At 54.4% G+C, this 20,227-nt stretch carries 13 protein-coding genes; 7 read left to right on the top strand and 6 right to left on the bottom strand.

All coding sequences use genetic code 11. The annotated features are described in order from the left end of the window. Positions 1–33 precede the first annotated feature (33 nt). Complete coding sequence (locus G6R38_RS23280) at positions 34–6,030, top strand: FG-GAP-like repeat-containing protein (protein WP_166831190.1); 5,997 nt, start codon at positions 34–36, stop codon at positions 6,028–6,030. 139 nt (positions 6,031–6,169) lie between these two features. On the opposite strand, the gene G6R38_RS23275 is transcribed toward G6R38_RS23280, so the two are convergent. After that, the gene (locus tag G6R38_RS23275; protein ID WP_166831189.1) at positions 6,170–6,703 is read right to left on the bottom strand and encodes a type II secretion system protein; all 534 of its coding nucleotides are present in this window, start codon (positions 6,701–6,703) and stop codon (positions 6,170–6,172) included. Positions 6,704–7,318: 615 nt separating this feature from the next. On the opposite strand from G6R38_RS23275, the gene G6R38_RS23270 reads away from it, so the two are divergent. Continuing rightward, on the top strand, positions 7,319–9,280 hold the full coding sequence (locus tag G6R38_RS23270) for a S9 family peptidase (RefSeq protein WP_240928352.1): 1,962 nt from the start codon (positions 7,319–7,321) through the stop codon (positions 9,278–9,280). A 240-nt stretch (positions 9,281–9,520) separates the two neighbouring features. On the opposite strand, the gene G6R38_RS23265 is transcribed toward G6R38_RS23270, so the two are convergent. The 5 genes from G6R38_RS23265 to G6R38_RS23245 all read right to left on the bottom strand — a co-directional run bounded on the left by G6R38_RS23265 (position 9,521) and on the right by G6R38_RS23245 (position 13,639). Further along, positions 9,521–10,072 (bottom strand): DUF1826 domain-containing protein, encoded by a 552-nt coding sequence (locus tag G6R38_RS23265; RefSeq protein WP_166831187.1) that lies wholly within the window; start codon positions 10,070–10,072, stop codon positions 9,521–9,523. A 117-nt stretch (positions 10,073–10,189) separates the two neighbouring features. Beyond that, entirely contained in the window at positions 10,190–11,425 is a 1,236-nt protein-coding gene (locus tag G6R38_RS23260) for a GTP-binding protein (protein ID WP_166831186.1), read from the bottom strand. A gap of 243 nt (positions 11,426–11,668) precedes the next feature. Next, positions 11,669–12,160, bottom strand: a complete 492-nt coding sequence (gene hisI, locus G6R38_RS23255; protein WP_166831185.1) for a phosphoribosyl-AMP cyclohydrolase — start codon at positions 12,158–12,160, stop codon at positions 11,669–11,671. 188 nt (positions 12,161–12,348) lie between these two features. Next, on the bottom strand, positions 12,349–12,651 hold the full coding sequence (locus G6R38_RS23250) for an ATP-binding cassette domain-containing protein (protein ID WP_166831184.1): 303 nt from the start codon (positions 12,649–12,651) through the stop codon (positions 12,349–12,351). Positions 12,652–13,006: 355 nt separating this feature from the next. Next, positions 13,007–13,639, bottom strand: a complete 633-nt coding sequence (locus tag G6R38_RS23245) for a Fur family transcriptional regulator (protein WP_206028697.1) — start codon at positions 13,637–13,639, stop codon at positions 13,007–13,009. Positions 13,640–13,973: 334 nt separating this feature from the next. Between G6R38_RS23245 and G6R38_RS23240 the strand changes: the two genes are divergently transcribed. The 5 genes from G6R38_RS23240 to G6R38_RS23220 all read left to right on the top strand — a co-directional run bounded on the left by G6R38_RS23240 (position 13,974) and on the right by G6R38_RS23220 (position 20,102). Beyond that, positions 13,974–15,101, top strand: coding sequence for an NAD(P)/FAD-dependent oxidoreductase (locus G6R38_RS23240; RefSeq protein WP_240928350.1), 1,128 nt, complete (start codon positions 13,974–13,976; stop codon positions 15,099–15,101). Positions 15,102–15,147: 46 nt separating this feature from the next. After that, complete coding sequence (locus G6R38_RS23235) at positions 15,148–16,836, top strand: nucleoside recognition domain-containing protein (RefSeq protein WP_166831183.1); 1,689 nt, start codon at positions 15,148–15,150, stop codon at positions 16,834–16,836. A 17-nt stretch (positions 16,837–16,853) separates the two neighbouring features. Continuing rightward, the gene (locus G6R38_RS23230) at positions 16,854–17,009 is read left to right on the top strand and encodes a hypothetical protein (RefSeq protein ID WP_166831182.1); all 156 of its coding nucleotides are present in this window, start codon (positions 16,854–16,856) and stop codon (positions 17,007–17,009) included. Between the two features lie 134 nt (positions 17,010–17,143). Further along, positions 17,144–18,865, top strand: coding sequence for a formylmethanofuran dehydrogenase subunit A (locus G6R38_RS23225; RefSeq protein ID WP_166831181.1), 1,722 nt, complete (start codon positions 17,144–17,146; stop codon positions 18,863–18,865). Further along, on the top strand, positions 18,759–20,102 hold the full coding sequence (locus tag G6R38_RS23220; protein WP_240928349.1) for a GTP-binding protein: 1,344 nt from the start codon (positions 18,759–18,761) through the stop codon (positions 20,100–20,102). The genes G6R38_RS23225 and G6R38_RS23220 overlap by 107 nt, the downstream gene beginning before the upstream one ends. The last annotated feature ends 125 nt before the right edge of the window (positions 20,103–20,227 follow it).

The following is a 20,227-nucleotide window of genomic DNA, read 5'->3' as shown; positions in this document are numbered from 1 at the left end:
TTGCACTGACGAAACACAATGAGGGCCCTGAAAATGCTGAACGGTTTCCGTGAGTTCCTGCGTGACCTGCGGCGCGTTCCAACGATTCGTCGACCAAGCCGGCTGAAAGGTCGGAATCGGCGTCGCGCTCAGTATGGCTCCGCCGTCGAGGCCCTTGAGACCAAGACGCTTCTGACTTCGGCGGTGGTCCCGTTTGCCATGCCGGAGGTGGTTTCGACAGCCCCGGAAGGGCCGGTCGGTGCGGATGTCGCAGACTTCGATGCCGATGGCGATACGGACCTGCTCGTCCCATCGTTTAGCTCCGTCTCTTGGTTGCCATTGGATGGCGGAAGCTTCGGCGATGCGATTCCGGTGGCGGCGGTCGGAGCCGATGCCGCACTCGCGGGTGACTTGGACGGAGATGGAAGTCAAGATGTGATCGTGGCCGAGACCGGTGTTGGGTTGGCTTGGTATTCCAACGACGGTTCCGGCACGTTCGGTGCTCGACAGGCGATTGTCGATCTTCCAGGAGTGTCTCAAGGGACTCTCGGCGTGTCATTGGCTGACATCGACGGAGACGGTGATCTCGATGCCGTGGCCAACAATCAGGAAGTCGGCGAAATCACTTGGTACGGCAACGACGGTGATGGCAACTTCAGCACGGGTGGAACGCTTCCGTTCAACGTCCCCTACACATTTGGACTGGCGTTCGACGATCTGGATGGAGACGGTGACCTTGATGTCGCTGCGGCTAATTTCCCATTGAACCAAGTACTTTGGGCAGCCAACGATGGAAGTGGCAACTTTGGGATGCCTCAAACTGTCACCTCTGATTTGTCAGGGCCGTTTAGCGTTCTCGCTGTCGATTTGGATGGAGATGCCGACAAGGATCTTGTCTCGGCATCCTACGACAATAAGGTGGCTTGGTACGAGAACGATGGCAGTGGCAACTTCGGTTCACAGCAAGTCCTGACCAGTGCCGTGCTCACCCCCTATCGGTTGAGTGCTGAGGATTTGGACGGCAACGGCAACGTTGATTTGCTGGTTGGCAGCGGTGCCAATGGCGAAGTTGTCTGGTTGCCAGGTGATGGGGCAGGAGATTTTGACGCACCGCGGACGATCGCATCAACCGGCGGGACTGCCATCATGGCAACCCCCGTGGTCGATTTGGATGGCGACGGGGACAAAGATGTGTTGGCCGCCGCGTATGCCACAGCGGTGTTTAGAAGCGAGAACCTGACTGGCGAGTCGGCCACGGCTATTTTGAAACCGGCAGCCGGGACCTACCGGACTGGTCAGTTTGTCGATGTCGGTGTGTACTTCGGGTCTCCTGTGACCGTGACGGGGACGCCAATCATTCCGGGCACGGTGGACGGTAGCCCGGTGGAGTTCGCCTACGTCGGTGGTTCAGGAACAAACACCTTAACGTTCCGGTATGTTGTCCTGGCTGGCGCGGATGACATGGACGGAGTGGAACTCGGAGCCGCGATCAATCCGAATGGCGGTTCCCTTCTTGATGTCGTCGGTGACGAAATCACCGGAAACGGATTAGATGTCCCAGCGACGGATCTTTCAGACGTCTTGATTGACGGAATCGCCCCGCTGGTGTCGGCGATCACTCGCACCGATGACAACCCGACCGCCGAGAGGTTTGTCCAATTCCATGTTGAATTCGACCAGTCCGTCAGTGGTGTGGATGTAGCTGACTTTGAAGTCATTGCTGATGGCGTGACCGGTGCGGTCGTGACCGAAGTTCAAGGCAACGGGTCTTCGTACATGGTCACCGTGGGGACCGGAACCGGTATCGGGACGATCCGACTAGACGTGCTGGACGCAGCCACGATCACGAATGTCGGCGGAAGTTCGCTTGGGACCGGATTCATTGGCGGTGAGGTGTATACGCTGAATCGACGTCCGGTGCGGACCATCTCGAATTTCTACACCTCAGGGCATGCGGACTTGGGTGTAAACTTCGTCGATGGCAACTGGGATCTGAGTTTCCACATCGACAATCCCGCGGGCGATTTTGCACCGGACGAAGTGCTGACCGTGGGCGGGCCGAGTTCAGCCGAGACGACCCCCAGCGGCGCGGAATGGGCGTTCTTGGGTGAGACTGACGACACCGTGTACGTTCTGCCTGGATCGCCGACCCCAGACCTACCGTTCTTGGGCTTAGGAGCCGAGGAAACAACACCGGGAACATTCGCCGCCTATTTGGAAGCCGACCCGCGTGTGAACACGACCAGCCGCTGGATTCGTCTCGATTTGGCGGACGTCCGCGGTCCGGCTGGGGGCGAGTTCTCAATGTACTCGATTGGAATCGAAGGCCCACGGGTGTGGATGGCATCGTCCGATGGGATTGATATGGACGACGCGTACTGGCTGCGTGAAGGCAGCCATGATCACACCATCATGGCATTCACCGAGCCCGGTATCTACGAGGTTGACGTGGTTGCGTCGGGCTTCCTCGATGCCAACGGAAACGGCACGCTCGATCCGGGCGTCGATCCCTACAGTGAAAGTGCCGTGACGACGTTGTATTTCCAGATCAACGAATCAGGCGAACCCACTCCCGTGACGCTGCCAGCCGACCCGCTGCCTCCGGTTGCGGTTCCGTTCGCATTGCCGGAGGTCGTCATGCCTGAACCCGGGTATGCGTATAACACCATCGGTACCGACCTGAACGGTGACGGGCTGCCGGATGCTTTGGTCAATGGTTTTGCTGATGTGACCTTCCTGACCGAGGTTGTTTGGGCACCGAATTTAGGGGATGGGACGTTTGGTGAGCGGCAAACGATCTTGCCAGGGACGTCCGATTTTATTGGCAACGTTTTTTCGGTCGATGCTGACCAAGATGGTGACTTAGACGTTGTCATCGTTGGGGGCACCACCTTCCACTACCACCCCAACGACGGCAACGGGAACTTCGGAGCCCCGGTGCCAATTGCCGGTGCGGGTGGCCACCGGGACGCGGTTGGAGGCGACCTGGACGGTGACGGAGACGTCGATTTTGCCTCAGTCAGCAACGACGGAGTGGTTCGGTTGTTCCGCAATTTGAACGGAACCTATATTGCCGAGGAGATCGCGACCGGCCTGACTGGCGGAAACGCAATGATCGCCTTTGATGCGGACGTCGATGGAGATATCGACTTGGTGGTCGGCTCCAATGACGTTGAGCAAATCACGTTGTTCGTCAACGATGGTACCGGCGGGTTCAGTAGTTCGGTTCTGGCTGATAGCGATATCGATGTTCGCAACCTCTATAGCGGTGACCTCGACGGGGACGGATTGATCGACATCGTTTCGACATCGTATTTCGCGAGCGAGTTGGCGTATTACCGAAACTTAGGCAACAACACGTTTGAAAAGCGGGTGGTGGCCGTCGACGAGTCCGGCGTTTTCGGTGGTGACGTCGGCGACATCGATGGCGACGGCGATCTGGACCTGGTGGCGGCCGGTTTCGACGACACCTCGGTTTCGTGGTACGCCAATGATGGGACGGGATCGTTTGGCGACCGCCAGATCATTGCAATAGACGGTTCGCCAAAGTTTTCGATGTTTGACGCGTCACTGGCTGACTTCAACGGCGACGGACAAATGGACGTGATTGCGGGTGACGTCGATAATCCGTTCGCGATCGTGGTTCACGAGAATCAGCTCAGCTTTTTCGCCAACCAAATGATCGTCCCGGAGGACGGCATTTACCTCCAGGATGCGGCGATCGATTTGCACGTTCACTTCGGTGTTCCTGTCGACGTGACTGGCACGCCCGCGATCGAATTGCAGATTGGTGATCAGACGGTGACAGCGGAATACCTGTCAGGGACCGGCACACCCACCCTGACATTTCGTTACTCGGTCCAGGGCGACGATTCCGACCTGAATGGCATCGCACTGGCTTCCATGATGGTGTCCCTGCCAACCGGAGCAGCGATGACCGATCCGGTTGGCGATGATGTGGACCGCACTTTGCCGATGGCCGATCTGAGCGGTGTGGTGATCAACGGGTCGGCTCCGCGGGTTGCCAGCATCACGCGACTGGGTCCGGCCGCAACCGCTGCTCAGTCCGTTCGATTTGCTGTCACCTTTAACGAGCCGGTCACTGGCATAACCACAGAAACCTTCGCCGCGAACTTCGGGGGTAGCTTGACGGGGGCTGCGGTCACCGATGTCAGCGGCGATGGAACCGAGTACGTTGTAACGGTCGACACCGGCACTGGCAGCGGTGCGTTGGGTTTGACTAACGGAGTGGCGGGTATCGTTGACTTGGAAGGCAACCCGCTAGCAACACCAGTTCTTGGTGGCGAGGTTTACACGTTGCAGCGCAGACCAGCGCGTCAGATCACCGAATTCTTCACCGGTGGCCATGCTGACATCACGATGGAGTACCGTGAAAATCTCTGGACGTTCGAAGCACCGGGTTCCGATTTGGATGTCAGCGAAGTGTTGATCGTCGGTGGTCCTGACAGTATGGTTCCTGCACCAAGCAGTAACGAGTTCGCCTTCTTGGGCGCTGAGCCCGGAAGCCACATTTATTTGCTACCTCAAAGCGGCGCTCCGCCGATGGTGCCCGATCTTGGCATCTCAACAAGCACTAGCCCGCGGAATGCGTTTGCCACCTACACGAACATGGATCCTCGCGTCGATTCAGATGCGGCATGGATCGAAATGCAGTTGCTTGGAATGCGAGGTCCCGAGGGTGGCCAGTTCAGCCTGTACAACAGCAGTCTGGACGAACCAACGGTTTGGATGGCCAGCAGCGATGGAATCGACGATTCGGATAGCTTGTTCACGCCGGCGAGCAGCCATGGTCACTACAACTGGGCGTTCACGAAGCCAGGCGTTTATGAGATCGACGTCTTCGCCAGCGGATTCCTGGACGCCAACGGCAACGGCACATTCGACGAAGGCATCGACCCGTACAGCGAAAGCGGCATTACAACACTGTACTTCAGCATCGACCCACCGAATGGACCACAGCCACACACGATCGCCGCCGACGCACCGTCACCATTGATGCCGCAAATGGCGACCGTTGTTGATGAAGGTGTGGACAACGAAATGATCAACGGCAATTACCAGCACGTCGTGAGTGGCAACTTCGATGCCATGCCCACCGGTGCGGGAGCCGAAGGTGATGACTTGTTGTTCTGGGATCCCGTTAGCGGGGAACACCGCATCGTCTTTGGCGACGGCACGGTGCAAGACAATCCGTTCGCAACAACCATGATCAATGGCAGCGATTTCACACAGGTCGTCACTGGTGATTTCGATGGCGGCGGCGGAACCGACTTGCTCTTCTGGCACCCGTCCACTGGCAGCAACCGCTTGATTCATGTCAACGGCGAGACGGGAAATATCGCTGGCACAGTGGAATCGAACGTGGTGCCTGCAACATCCGTCAACGGCAATGACTTTGCTCAACTTGTGGTCGGCGACTTTGACGGTGGCGAAGTGGACGATCTCTTCTTCTGGGATCCAACCACCGGTCGAAACCGCTTTGTGCACTTGGAAGTCGTCACCCCCGGTTCTGATACCGACTTCAACAATCATCAAACTGACGTCATCCCGACAACGCTCATCAATGGCGACTATTCCACCGTGAAAGTCGGTCAATTCGCGGTTGGTGGTCTCGATGAACTGCTCTTTATTGATATGGGAAGCGGTCAAAACCGCATCGTTTCGCTGTCGACTGAGGATGCCGACACAACCACGGCGTTTGAAGATGTTGTCACAAACTACTTCCCGACAACGCTCTTCAACGGTAACGAATTCGATCGCGTCGAAGTTGCAGACCTGAATGGCGACGGACTGGATGACGTATTCGCCTGGAACAGCAACACCGGCCCCAATCGACTCGCATCCACCAGTCTCAACCTGGAAACTCCACCAGTTGCCATTGACGACGCAATTGGTTTCCAGGGAATCAACGGCGACTATGAACTCATTGCTAGACTCACCGAAGACGTATTTAGTGATCCGAATTCCGACGAGTTGTTCTTCTGGAACCCAACAACAGGCCGCAACCGAACTGGTTTCGTGCAATCCTAGAGTCAGCAAAAACTAGGATTCTGTTGACGATATCAACCAAACTAAGATTGCCGGGACGAGCGAACGCTTGTCCCGGCTTTTTGTTTCATCCACGGCTTTGGACCAAACAAAAACGAACCTCGCCCTGACAACGACGAAGTCACTGAAGTTCGGAACTTGGTTTGTGGACCGCGTTGACCATACGAACGGCACCATTGCAAAGTGTGATCTCGTCGAAACACGAACTGCTGGCGGTTAAGTTTAAACTGCGGTCGTCATGCGGCGTTTCAACACTGCCGACCGAACCTGGATTTGGAGGCAGACGCATTGGTCTCACAGAGAAATGCCACCAGCGTCCTGAGCGAAACTGATAGCCATTTCGAGTCGCACGGGTTGTCGGCTCTTGCAATCCGCTTGTCTGACACACCACTGCAAGGTGTTCGATGGATGTGAGATCGCCGGCAGACCAGTTTGCTCGCAGTGGCAAGACGCAATGATTGCTACGATAGACTTGGGTCGCCACATCAACCTGCCAGTGATAGTATCCAAACTCTGTCCGACGTGTCGTTTCGCGAGCCTGCAGAATTGCTGGTACCAACAACGCGATCAAAATCGTGATGACAGCGGTCACGGTGATCAATTCAACGAATGTAAACCCAACACGACGACTGCGAGAGGAAATGACGCTCTTCATTGATGGTGCTCACAAGTGTATAAAATGCTAACGAATTCGGCGTTCCGATTCTGTTCAAAACCAATTGACTTATGTCTGTATCGTGCAGAATCCCCAGTGAACTCTTGTCATATTTCGCACTTGAGTTACATCCGTCGGATTGCTTAATGTAAATGCACTAAAATTGCAAATGAGTCTGTTTTGCGTTAAAGTGTGGCGGTGGCACACATGTGAAGCAGACATTGCGAGCTGTTGACTTGCTCGGCTCGGTTGGCATAGCAGAGTCTTTTGAACACTGTTTTATCCAACCGACATTCCGTACTGACCGCACAACAACACGCGTCAAGGGGTACCCATCGTGAGTCGTCGTGAGTTTTACACTGCTAACAGCACATTCGGTGCGGCGACTGAAGACCTGCCTTGCAATGGAGCAAACCGGAATGCGGATGGGAGCCTTCGTCGTTCATCAGGCACCTTTGATGGAACTAATCGTTAAACCAAAGCCATACTCTTCAAATCTCATCAGGTTCTGCAATGAATAGACGATATCCCATCAAACTAGCAATCACGTTAATTCTACTGATTGGCGGAACATGCTCACATTCGGCCTTCTCTCAGATGAATCAATCAGAAGCAATGCCAAATACTCCGTTGCTCGATCGAGAACTCTTCTTCGGAAACCCACAGATTTCGAGCGGCAAATTGAGCCCCGATGGCAAGTTCATCTCTTTCATGAAGCCCTACCAAGGCATCATGAATGTGTGGGTCAAGAAGTTCGCAGAGCCTTTTGACAAGGCTCGTCCCCTAACTGACAGTAAACGGCCACTGTATGGTTATACTTGGACGGAAGACGGCAAGTACATTTTATTCGTGAAGGACTCAGATGGCGACGAAAACATCAACCTGTTCGCCGTCGACCCTAGTGCGATGCCGGAAGCCGACAAGGAAACGCCAGCCGCACGAAATCTGACGCCTTTGAAAGACGTGACTGCTCGAATCATGCACGCCAGTCAAAACAACCCAGACTTGTTGTGGGTTGGTCTCAATGACCGAGACAAGGCATGGCATGACCTCTATCGACTCGAGATTTCGACAGGCAAACTAACGCTGATATACCAAAATGAAGACCGCATCACGGGATATGAGTTCGATTGGGACGACAATCTCCGCTTGCTGAATCGAACTGATGCAGCAGGAAACACAACGCTGTTGCGAAAAGACGACGATGAGTTAGTGCCCATCTATGAAACGTCAGTGACAGAGAATGCGCGTGTCAGTGGATGGGATGCCAAGAACGAAAACATCTATCTGGTCACCAATAAAGGTGAACTCGATTTGATGACTTTGTACAAGATGAATCCTAAGTCGGAGACCTTGATGTTTCTGGAAAGCGATCCCCAGGAGCAAGTCGATTTCGGCGGGTTGCGGATGGACCGGAATACGCGGGAGATTATTGCCACGTCTTATACAGAGGATAAAACTCGCTACTATTGGCGAGACAAAACCTGGGAATCGAACTACAAGTTCTTGCAAGGGAAATTTCCAGGACGAGAAATCGCGTTTCAAAGCGCTACGAATGACTACAGCAAGTTCCTAGTTGCGGTCCATGGCGACAAGTACGCGGCCGAGGCGTGGTGTTTTGACGCACAGAAACATGAACTCATTCATCAATACACCCCCCGTCCGGAACTCAAGAATGTTGAAGACCATTTAGCGTCGATGACTTCAATTCGCTACCCCAGCAGCGATGGTCTATCGATTCCAGCTTACTTGACTGTGCCCGTCGGAATGGAAGCGAAGAATCTACCAGTTGTGGTTCTTGTTCACGGTGGCCCCAAAGGGCCTCGGGACTCATGGGGCTACAATCCGCAGGTTCAATTCCTGGCCAACAGAGGCTATGCAGTCTTGCAGCCTAACTTTCGCGCTAGCGGCGGGTACGGGAAGAAGTTCCTCAATGCTGGTGATTTGCAATGGGGCAAGCTCATGCAAGATGATATCACTTGGGGGGTGAAGTACTTGATCAAAGAAGGCATTGCCGACAAGAATCGCGTGGCCATTATGGGGGGAAGTTACGGAGGCTATGCAACACTCGCGGGCTTGGCGTTTACACCCAATCTGTACGCTTGCGGTGTTGATATTGTTGGCCCAAGCAATATCTTCACACTGCTTGATTCAATCCCACCCTATTGGGAATCAGGACGTGCGTTCTTATACGGTATGGTCGGCAACCCAATGACAGAAGCTGGGAAGCAACGCATTCGCGAGGCGAGTCCGCTTTTTAGTGCCGCGAAGATATCCAAGCCATTGCTGATCGTGCAAGGAGCTAATGATCCCAGAGTCAAGCAGGCCGAAGCCGATCAGATTGTGGTCGCGTTGCGAGATCAGGGACACAAAGTCAGCTACCTATTGGCGGATGATGAGGGGCACGGCTTTGCCAAACCAGTCAACCGTATGGCGATGTATGCCGAAATCGAAGCGTTTCTTGCTGAGCAAATTGGTGGTCGCTATCAAGAAGAAAAACCCGATGACGTTGCAAAGCGATTAGAGGAACTTCGAGTGGATGTGAGCAAGGTCACGTACGATGCTGCCAAAGATTGAACCTTGATTCACTGTGATTTCATACGATTCGAAGATTTTCGGAAGCCGCCGTTTTGTGCTGATCTCGTTGGCGTCGAAGAGGCGACTTCCATTCTTACCGGCACAGGTTCCATCAGGCGTGCAAAGTACGACGAATCGCTTGAGTACGGTAGTCATTCGTCGGAAATTCGTCGTCTCGCCGACACATGTTACAGCATTCGCAGCATAGTGGACATGGCGTTGAGTCGTTGACAGTGTTGCTCAGTAGTCGATCGCCACACACAGCCGTTTCTCACCGATCGGAACTTCTGGCGAGCGGTGAAAAGCAGTGTTCCTGTGTGTTGAGTGTTTGTGACCCTTAAGGAAAACCAGTCCATACAGCGGGGCTTCATGCACAGGGTCTTCACCCGCGTACTGGTACTGAGTGGTCGGGCCGAAGTACGTCGTGACTAGGCGAACGTTTAAATAGTCACAGTGGAACTTTGGGCAAGACTGCGACCGCGTCACTTCGATTCGTAGTTTCGCCTGCGGCAGACCAAATTGGTCAAGGAATGCGGTTGCTAGACTGACGATATCACCGGCCAATACTTGCGACCGAATCTGTAGCTCGCCGAGCCCAAATCGGACCTCGCGGGCGATGGATTCGGGGCAAACCATCGACCAGTATTCACTGACACGTGCCGTCCGGATCGCTGGAGCGATGGAGTTCAGCGATTGGCGTGGTTGAACTAAGATGTCGGAGTCTCCAGCAATGAATTCCGTGACGACACCCGCGTCCCAGGCAGTGATTGGCTTGAAAGTTTCAGGTTCCATACCTAATCCATTTCCCTTCAACGAACTTTGCCCAAGGACGTATTGGGTTCGAGTGAATATCAACAAAAATTGATTCAACATTTATCCTCATGCGATTGCTACCTGCGTCTCGCAGTGTTAGCGAGTTGCACCAGCAAGAGCGGTACGGAGGTCGACCGGCGGGAATGGGTCATTGAGGCCACCGGGAGCGTCCACGGTTGCGGCCAGTTCCGCCGACGTCATCACGCAGCTTTGCAGCCGGTTGCGGAGAGCTGCCTCATTCATACCCGTTCCGATGAAAACCAATACCTGACGGCGATCACCGAAGTAAGGGTGCCATTCCAGATTGTTGACAAGGTCTGGGTTGCGGGCATCTTCGGGCAAGGCCGCCTGCCAGATGCCGACCGGACGGTGGTTGCTGACACCACCAGCCTGCGACCATTCAAAGGCAACCGGATCCTGGCTGGCAATCCAGAAAAAGCCTTTGCTTCGCAATACGTCGGTCCAAAAGTCTTTGTCGTATAGCAAATCCCAGAACCGTTGGGGGTGGAACGGTCGCCGCTCCCGAAACACGAAGTTTGTGATTCCATATTCGTCTGTCTCTGGAACGTGCTCGTTATTGAGTTCCCGAATCCAACCTGCGGAGGAGGCGGCCTTCTCGTAATCGAAAAGGCCTGTGTTCAAGACCTCATCCAAGGGTACTTGGCTTCGCTCGGCACGGACGATCTTCGCTACAGGGTTGAGGCTCCGCAGCGCGGCCTCGACCTTACAGAGATTCTCTCGAGAGACGAGGTTGGTCTTGTTGAGCACAATCACGTCCGCGAATTCAACTTGGTCGCAAAGCAGATCGGTGACAGTTCGCGTGTCCTCGTCGCTCAACGATAGGCCGCGTTTGACTAAGGCGTCTGCTTCTGTGAAGTCGGCAAGAAAATTGGCGGCATCCACCACAGTGACCATCGTGTCCAGTCGGGAGACGTGTCCTAGGCTAGTGCCATCCTCTGCTTCGAACGTGAATGTCTGGGCAACGGGGATTGGCTCGCTAATCCCCGTGCTTTCGATCAGCAGGTAATCAAACCGGCCCTGCTTGGCCAACCGAGCCACCTCTTTGAGCAAGTCGTCACGTAGCGTGCAACAGATGCAGCCGTTGGACATTTCGACCAAGGTCTCTTCGGTACGGGACAGCCCTCCATCTCGAGCGGTGATTTCAGCATCGATGTTCACCTCGGACATATCGTTGATGATCACCGCGACCCGCTTTCCCTCTCGGTTGGCGAGAACATGGTTGAGCAGCGTCGTCTTACCAGCTCCGAGAAAACCACTTAGCACCGTCACCGGCAAACGAGACTGATTCGGTATCGACTCAAGGCTGTTCATGGGTGACTCCACCGGTTTGATCAGACACGGAAAAACAATCTTCCTGGAAATAAACTAGCGTGAACTGTCGAAACATCGAGGAGATTGGGACTCATGGTACTAGTGATCGCGCATCAATATGGACTAGGCAGTCTATCTCTGATGACAGCCTTCACTACGCAAGTCGTCGACACCTTGCCTGGCTAGATCCTGCGATACGTAAAACGCCCTTCCCTGATTGACGTGCGCTCTTTGTAGACGACCCTATAGTTGCGTTGGGTTTGGAGCATCACCGTAGACTTGCTGGGGATCGAAAACTTTTTCGTCCTCAGTAAACTCTAACTGATCGCCAATGCTGCGTTTTTCCCCAACTGGAACACGACGATAAAAGCATGAGCGATAGCCGACGTGGCAGCTGGCTCCTCCGGCGACTTCGACACGCAGCCACACACAATCTTGGTCATCGTCGATCCGCATCTCCCGAACGCTTTGAACCAATCCGCTGGTCGCTCCCTTGCGCCAGAGTTGCTTGCGGCTCCGGCTCCAGTAGACCGCCTGACCAGATTCCATCGTTTCGCGCAATGCTTCCTCGTTCATATACGCGTGCATCAATAGTTCGCCTGTGTGAAAATCGGTGGTCACACAAGGAATCAAGCCTGTCGCATCAAACTTGGGGGCTAGCTCCATTCCTTCTTCCACTTGGACCACACTCGTCCTTTGAGAGAATTTCGGTGTCTTTTCTTCTTTTGATTCCATGATCAACGCTCCGCTGAAACAAGATTTTTCTGTCGTGAATCGTGAACTAGTACCACACCGGTTAGGAATACAATGACATATGTCTTCAGCCAGGACCAAAGCCGTTGCCCCGACTGCGTGTGAGTCCCATAACTTGCGTCAGCTCACGCACCCGTGCAGTTACAACTCTAGTCTGCAAGCCAAATCTATCAACAAAGTCGTGTAATACTTCGCGTGGAGTTAATCATTGGTAGAGCCCAGCACTGGCCGGGACCAAACCAATGAGCAGCTTTATGCAAAAACGGTTCCGTAGTTACATGACACCCCTGGATCGGCGCTTCATGACTGCTGGGTGCGTATAGACCGAGGATCATACGCAGCGTCCTCGTTTTTCCCGCTCCGTTCGGTCCCAGCAGTCCATAGACCTCTCCAGCGGCTACCGAAAGTGCCCAACGGTCGACTGCGACAACATCGCCGTCGTACACCTTCGTGAGGTTGGTCAACTCAATCATGCTACTTCCTGACGTGCTGTTTCGAACCAGCCGATGATCGAGTGAAGATAGCCCTCACCATACCTCTCACGAAACTGACGTGTCCGCGGGTGAGCGGCATCTCGCAGTTCGCTCAATCGCGAATCAACAAACGTTTGCGTCAACTGGATGCCACAACGTTCGGTAATATAAGTGCGCCATTGACGGTACGACTGCGGAAATGGACTGGCATCTGTCATCGCGGCTCTTTCCTAATACAGCAACGCTTCGCTGCTGAACTGAAAACAGTACGGCTGTCTATCGATAGAACTGGTTGGCACTGGTCGCATGATTCTGTTTAAGCTCGGAACGGCAATCCAAGTTGGCTAGACGTGAATCATCGTCGATGCAGGACCGTTGGCGTGTCGGCTTCTTCGCATTCGCGGAGACGTTCGTGCGAATGTCGTCCGTCGTAACCTAGTGGCTCGATAGTATGAGTTTCCGGGATTTCACGAGATCCCGGATGTTGGTTGTCACGGTAATGTTGCCGACTTGGAATTCCTGTGCAGTCGTGACAGACCCCTCGAAGTAGGATCTCGGTGATCTGCCCAAGACTCCTATTTGCCGGCGGACTCCAATTCGTGATTCCGGTTTCTTCGAGCAATGCGACGGCCCCACAATCCACGCATACAAATCGTGATTGAGACTCATGTTCTGGCTCCGCCTCAGCAATGAATTCGAATCGCCAAACGTGATCGCCAAGTTCTAAGCGACGCACCAGATTGGCCGTCGTCATCGCATTCAGATTCCGATAGACCGTCGTTTTGACAATCTCCCGGTCTTGCAAGCAATCCGCCACCTCGGCGTGTGACAATGGAATTGGTGAGTCACGAAGCACTAGGAGAGTTGCGATTCGTGCTGGAGTTGCTCGCAGACCGGCGGCCTGAATCAATTGCCGAGCCCAATCGCAGGCAGTCGCATCTTGATTCATCGGTTTGTTCGCCTCAAGTACGGTTGCAGGATAGCCCATGAGGTGGATTCATCGGGAGCAATTGAATGCTCGCAAAAAAAATCTCGCCACGTGTTGCAAATCTACCTTTGTTGCACTTAAATTGCAAATGCACTTTTGGGGTCAATGGAGATCTTGCTGGAGCCGATCTGTCAGTCTTGGCAGTTGCCTGCTCTCGAGAACGGACCATGCTCATGGTGTTGCCTGCACATGAGAACGAAGTCGACCAATTCCGTCGAGAGAGTCCTGGATCGTTGTTACGCAACCGATTTGGGGTTTGCTCAGAGGCCACGCGTCCGGGGGATTCGGAGGATCCGTTTCCGCCCATCGAACCCGAAATCGAGGAGACCGCCGAATGAAGACTGCAATGAATCCAAATGTCTACGACGTCATTGTCGTGGGGGGTGGTGCAGCGGGAGTGGGAGTTGGAATTACGCTCATGCACGCTGGGGTTGAAAACTTCGTGGTACTTGAGCGAAATACTGTCGGAGCATCATTTGCTCGTTGGCCGGCGGAGACTCGATTCATCACGCCGTCTTTTGCGACCAATTCCATTGGTATGCTCGATTTGAACTCGATCGCCGTTGGTGTTTCACCGGCGTTTAGTTTGCAAGTGGAGCACCCAACCGGCCACGATTACGCACGACACCTGCGGGGCGTTGCCAAGTATTTCAAGCTACCGATTCGTGAGAACACAAATGTCGAACGGATTGCCAAAGTTGACCAGGAGTTCCGCGTTGACACAGCTGATGGACCGTTGCGATCCAAACATGTGATTTGGGCCGCTGGCGAATTTCAGTACCCACGTCGGAACGGTTTTGCAGGCAGCGAACTTTGCGTGCACACGGCGACAATCCCGAGCTACGAGAATCTCGACGGCGACGACTTCATCATCATTGGCGGCTACGAGAGCGGTATCGATGCCGCCTACCATTTGGCCTATTTCGACAAACGGTCTCGCCTATTTGATCGAGGCTGTCCGTGGGAAGAAAAGAGTTCGGATCCTAGCATTGCGCTTTCGACGTACTCCCTAGAACGGATGGGCGAGGAGTGGTTCGAAGACTTTGTGGAGTTACATCCAAACACACCGATCGAGACTGTTGCTCGCGAAAAGAATCATTATGTGGTCACGAGTGTGGATGGACGACGGTTTCACACGAAGGTGCCGCCGTTGTTTGCAGGTGGGTTCGAGGGCAGTCACCAACTCGTTGCGGATTTATTTGCGAAACGCGACGACGGCTTCCCACTTCTGAGCGAACACGATGAGTCAACCACGGTTTCAGGAATGTTTCTGTGCGGTCCTGCTGTTCGGCATGACAACCATGTCTTTTGTTTCATCTACAAATACCGGCAGCGTTTCGCCGTTGTCGCCAAGGCAATTGCGACGTCGCTGGGACTGCCGGCGGAAGAACTCGAAGAGTACCGCAAATGGGGGATGTATCTCGATGACCTCTCCTGCTGCGGTGAAGAATGTGCTTGTTGATCGATCGAATCACTTTCTGAGATGAAGCCTTTTGAGAGACGATGGAATGACACAAATTTCCGATCCAAAGTTGGCAGTACAAACGGTTTTGGTGGTCGGCAAGGAAAGCGTCGGTAAGTCGCAATTGGTTTCGTCTTTGACGGGACGGTCGGCCGGTGAGACAAACTTTCGCGGATCGACGGTCGTTGTCGAACGTTATCGGTCTGGCAAAACTGAGTACATTGACACACCAGGTATTCTTCGCAACTCCGACACCGAAACGACGCGATTGGCACTCGACGCGCTAACCGGGGACGACACGGTTTTGCTCGTGGTCCAGGCGACGAATCTGGATCAGGATTTGAGCGATATGTTGCCGCTTGTGGTTGGGAAACGTGGCGCGGTGGTCGTCACATACTGGGACAAGGTGCAGCCCGGCGAAGCCGCACAAGAGGCCCTCGAAAGACTGGCTGAGGACGCGGGCGTCGACTTGATCCCGATCGATGCCCGTCAAATCTCCGACCGTCATCGAGAACTCATTGCAAAAGCCTTACACGATCCTGCGACGTTTCAGAGGGTATCGTTGACAGCACGAGCGGGATGGCGGATCGAACCAAAACCGGGGTGGATGGAGCATCGCATCGTCGGCCCATTCCTCGCCGTCTTGCTTCTTGTCTTACCGGCGTTGGCCACAATCTACGGTGCGAACGCCGCGGCAGTCGTGCTGCACCCCATTGTGGCCGGTTGGCTTGAGCCAATCGTTCAGGTCGTCAATGAAACTTGGCCAAGCTGGTTGCGTGTCGTGCTCACTGCCGAGCAGCGGGAGTTCGGCTATGGTCTGTTGAACATGGGACCGTTCCTACTTGTTTGGGCCTTGCCCACGGTGTTGATGTTCGCTTTGATTCTCGGAGCGTATAAAGCCAGTGGACTGATCGAGCGAATCAATGTGGCACTCCATCCGCTTGTTCGCCCCTTCGGCCTCAGTGGTCGGGATGTGGTGCGAGTGATGATGGGATTCGGCTGCAACGTGCCGGCGGTGATTAGCACACGTTCCTGTTCGGGGTGCTCGCGTGGCCCTGCCATTTCAGCCATCGCGTTTGGCTCGGCATGCAGTTATCAACTCCCGGCGACGTTGGCGGTCTTGTCGGCGGCAGCCATCGCGACGGCCACGAACGCTGCATTGCTGACACTGTTCTTCCTCGGATATCTGCTCGTCACGACTCTGATCTACTTGCGATTCACCTCGGGATCACAGGCCCGCAGTTCGTTGAACGTCTTGATGACGCCCAGTCGACCGTTCATGCAATGGCCGACGTTCTCCAGCTTGTGGCGGGAAGCCTCCGGGACGATTCGGCAATTCCTATTGCAGGCGATGCCAATCTTTGTGGCGATTTGTATCGCTGCGTCGCTATTGGCTCATCTCGGTGTGCTCGATCTGATGTCTCGCATTCTCAGCCCGGCGGTGGCTTTGTTCGACCTGCCTACGCAAGCAGCTCTGCCTGTTGTTTTGGCGTCCGTTCGCAAGGACGGAATCTTCTTGCTCGCGGCGGATGACGGTCTCGCGTTCCCGTTGACAGCAACACAAACACTGACGGCGGTCTACCTAGCCGGCGTCCTGTTGCCATGTCTCGTCACAGCCATGACGATCGGTCGCGAGACGAGCTGGAAATCGACTCTAACACTCCTCGCACGTCAGGCAGGTTTTGCGACTCTGTTTGCCCTGATCCTAGCTTGGGGAGGCCGGTGGCTACAGTGATCCTTTGAGGCGACCTTATGCTCGAGGAAAACACTGCCGACGTCTATGGCGAACCGAACAGCGGTGCGAGGCCAATGACGATTCGGATTCCTGGTGAGAGTCCGTCGACAACGTGGGCGAGAGTTCGCGCAGCGGACTTGCTCGATCAGCAGTTCTGGTGCTGGGGGGATTGAGTACCGCCGTGAATCACTAGAGTCTTGGAAATCAAAAAGGACATGGGGATTTAGGCTGAAGAGATGGCCAGTTTGTGGCGTTTGCAGAGTGCCACACTGGCCGAATTGAACGCGTGGAACCTGGGAGGACTCTAATGTTGTTCAAACTCAATGGCGGAACCGTTTACGATCCAATGAATGGTATCAATGGGGAGGTTCGCGACCTCTGGATAGAAGATGGCTCCTTTGTCGCGGCCCCGGGCATTGGCGTTCGTCCTGATCACGAGCTGGATGTGCGAGGCTATGTGGTCATGCCCGGCGGCATTGACATGCACTCGCATATCGCAGGGCCAAAAGTGAACTCCGGTCGAAAAATGACGCCGGAGATGAAACGATCCGCTCCAGTCATCAAACGCACCGCCAACACCCGCTCGGGAACGATGGGGCCTGTGCCGAGTACATTTGCCACAGGCTACCTCTACAGTCAAATGGGGTACACAACCGCATTTGACGCCGCCATTCCCGGACTGCTTGCGAGACACGCCCATGAGGAGTTCGCCGATACCCCGCAACTCGACAAAGGCTTCTTTGTTCTCTTCGGTAACAACCACTACGTGATGGATCGAATCCGCGAGGGCGAAGCGGAACAGCTTGATGCGTATTGTAGTTGGATGCTGCAGTCTGCGAAGGGGTATACCATCAAGATTGTCAACCCAGGCGGTGTTGAGAGCTGGAAGCAGATTAGCCGAATGTCGATGCAGCAGTTGGACGAGCCGGTGCCGCATTTCGGCGTGACTCCCCGCGCCATCGTACGAGAATTGGCTGCAACCAGTGATCGCTTGAGGCTACCACATTCGGTGCATATTCACTGTAACAACCTTGGCATTCCAGGAAACTGGGAGACCACGCTGCACACCATGCAAAGCTTGGAGGGACATCGCGGGCATTTTGCTCATGTGCAGTTTCATTCTTATGCGGGTGATCCGAACGACCCGTTCAGCTTTCGTTCAGCGACCCCGCAGCTTGTCGATTACGTGCAAGCTCACCCGGAAATTACCGTTGATGTGGGGCACGTCAATCCTGGGCGAACACTGTCGATGACCGGAGACGCGCCGTTCAGTTACCATCTGCATCGCCTCACTGGCAACAAATGGTTTACCGCGGACTGCGAGCAGGAGAGCAGTTGCGGAGTGATTCCAATCGAGTACCGCCCGCAGAGAAGTTTGATTCACGCAGTTCAATGGGCAATTGCGCTAGAGTGGTATCTGCTCATGGAGAACCCGTGGCAGTGCGCGATGACCAGTGACCACCCCAATGGTGGAGCGTTTTACCGTTACCCCGAGATTATCGCCTTGCTGATGGACCGTGAACTCCGTCGCGATACGATGGCCCGCTTGCCACACGGATTAGTCGAACGCACCGTACTGAAAGACATCGATCGCGAGTACACGCTCTTCGAGATTGCCATCATCACACGGGCCGCACCGGCGAGAATCCTCGGCTTGAAACACAAGGGACACTTGGGCGTCGGGGCGGATGCGGATGTCACGATTTACGCTCCGGATTCCGACATTCGGCGGATGTTTGAACGGCCACGCTGGGTCATTAAAGGGGGCGTCATCGCGGCAGAAGACGGTGACATTCGCACCGAGGTGTTTGGTGAAACCCTGTTCGTCGAACCCGGCTACGAAGATGAGGCACTCCCCGGCATTCAAGACTGGTTCGAAGAACACTACACGATTCGCTTCCGGAATTATGGTGTCGACTCGCATGACGTCGACCGACCGTGCGTCGTCGCTTGTGATTCCCAGCCAGAAAGCGTTGACACCAGGGCGGCTTTGTCAGAAACAACGAATTCCAACAATATCGGTCTTTGAGGGCATGATGAAGAAACTTCCTGTGACTGTGCTGTCGGGTTTCCTCGGATCAGGGAAAACAACATTGCTCAATCATGTGCTCCAAAACCGTGAGGGATTGCGTGTCGCTGTGATTGTCAACGATATGAGCGAGGTGAACATCGACGCTCAGTTGGTCGCGAATGGTGAAGCTCAACTTAGCCGTGAGGAAGAGAAACTCGTTGAGATGTCCAACGGCTGTATTTGCTGCACGCTCCGAGAGGATCTGTTGCGTGAAGTTGCTGCGTTGGCCCGTGAAGGGCGGTTCGATTATCTGCTGGTCGAGTCGACGGGCATCTCCGAGCCGGCTCCCGTCGCGGACACATTCACGTTTGGAATCGGGGACGATGAATTCCTTTCCGACGTTGCCGAACTTGATACGCTTGTTACCGTCGTCGACGCCGCAAACTTTTTGACCGACCTGCGAATCGGAAAAGACTTGCAAAGCGCCGGTCAGGCAGCGACCGAGGATGATGTCCGAACCATTGCCGATCTTTTGATTGATCAAGTCGAGTGTGCCAATGTGATCCTCATCAACAAAACGGATTTGGTCTCTGCAGAAGAAATCCAAGAGTTAGAAGCCTTCATCGAGCAACTCAACCCCTATGCACTGAAGTTGAAATCAGCATTTTCGGAAATCCCGCCATCACGAATCCTGTCAACAGGTCGATTCGATTTCGAGATTTTCAAAGGCTCCAAAGGGTGGCAGGTCGCGTTGCGAGAAGAGCCCGAAAGCGAGGCGGACGAATTCGGCGTTTGCAACTTTGTTTATCGAGCCAGACGTCCGTTTCACCCACAACGATTCTACGATCGGCTCTCGCAAGAATGGACGGGTGTCTTACGCTCCAAAGGCTATTTCTGGCTTGCAACTCGATTAGACAAGGTCGGCGTTTGGTCACAGGCTGGACGAGTCGCGCGGCTGGATGTCGGCGGCTTCTGGTGGGCTGCCATTCCCCGCGAGGAATGGCCAGACAGCCCAGCGGTTCATGAGTCAATCGCCAAAGTTTGGCATCCGGAGTCTGGCGATTGTCGACAGGAACTCGTCTTCATCGGCATTCAGATGGATGAGTTGCAGCTACGCGATTCACTTGATCGCTGCTTGCTTACCGACGCCGAGATGCAACTTGGCCCCTATGCCTGGGGTTCGTTCATCGATCCGTTTCCGCGCTGGGACGTTCAGCGGGCTGATGCGCACCAATCTCAGGCAGAGAATCTTTGACCTACCCTCATCTCGATTTCCAATTTGCGATAACAACCCATGTCGCTTCCTTGGCCAATGTCCGCACTTCGACATCAAGCCAATACGCATTGAAACATTGAACGAGGTTGCGATATCGTAGAAGC

This window comes from Thalassoroseus pseudoceratinae (assembly GCF_011634775.1).
Lineage (GTDB): Bacteria > Planctomycetota > Planctomycetia > Planctomycetales > Planctomycetaceae > Thalassoroseus > Thalassoroseus pseudoceratinae.
This window is presented reverse-complemented; position numbering and strand designations above follow the sequence as displayed.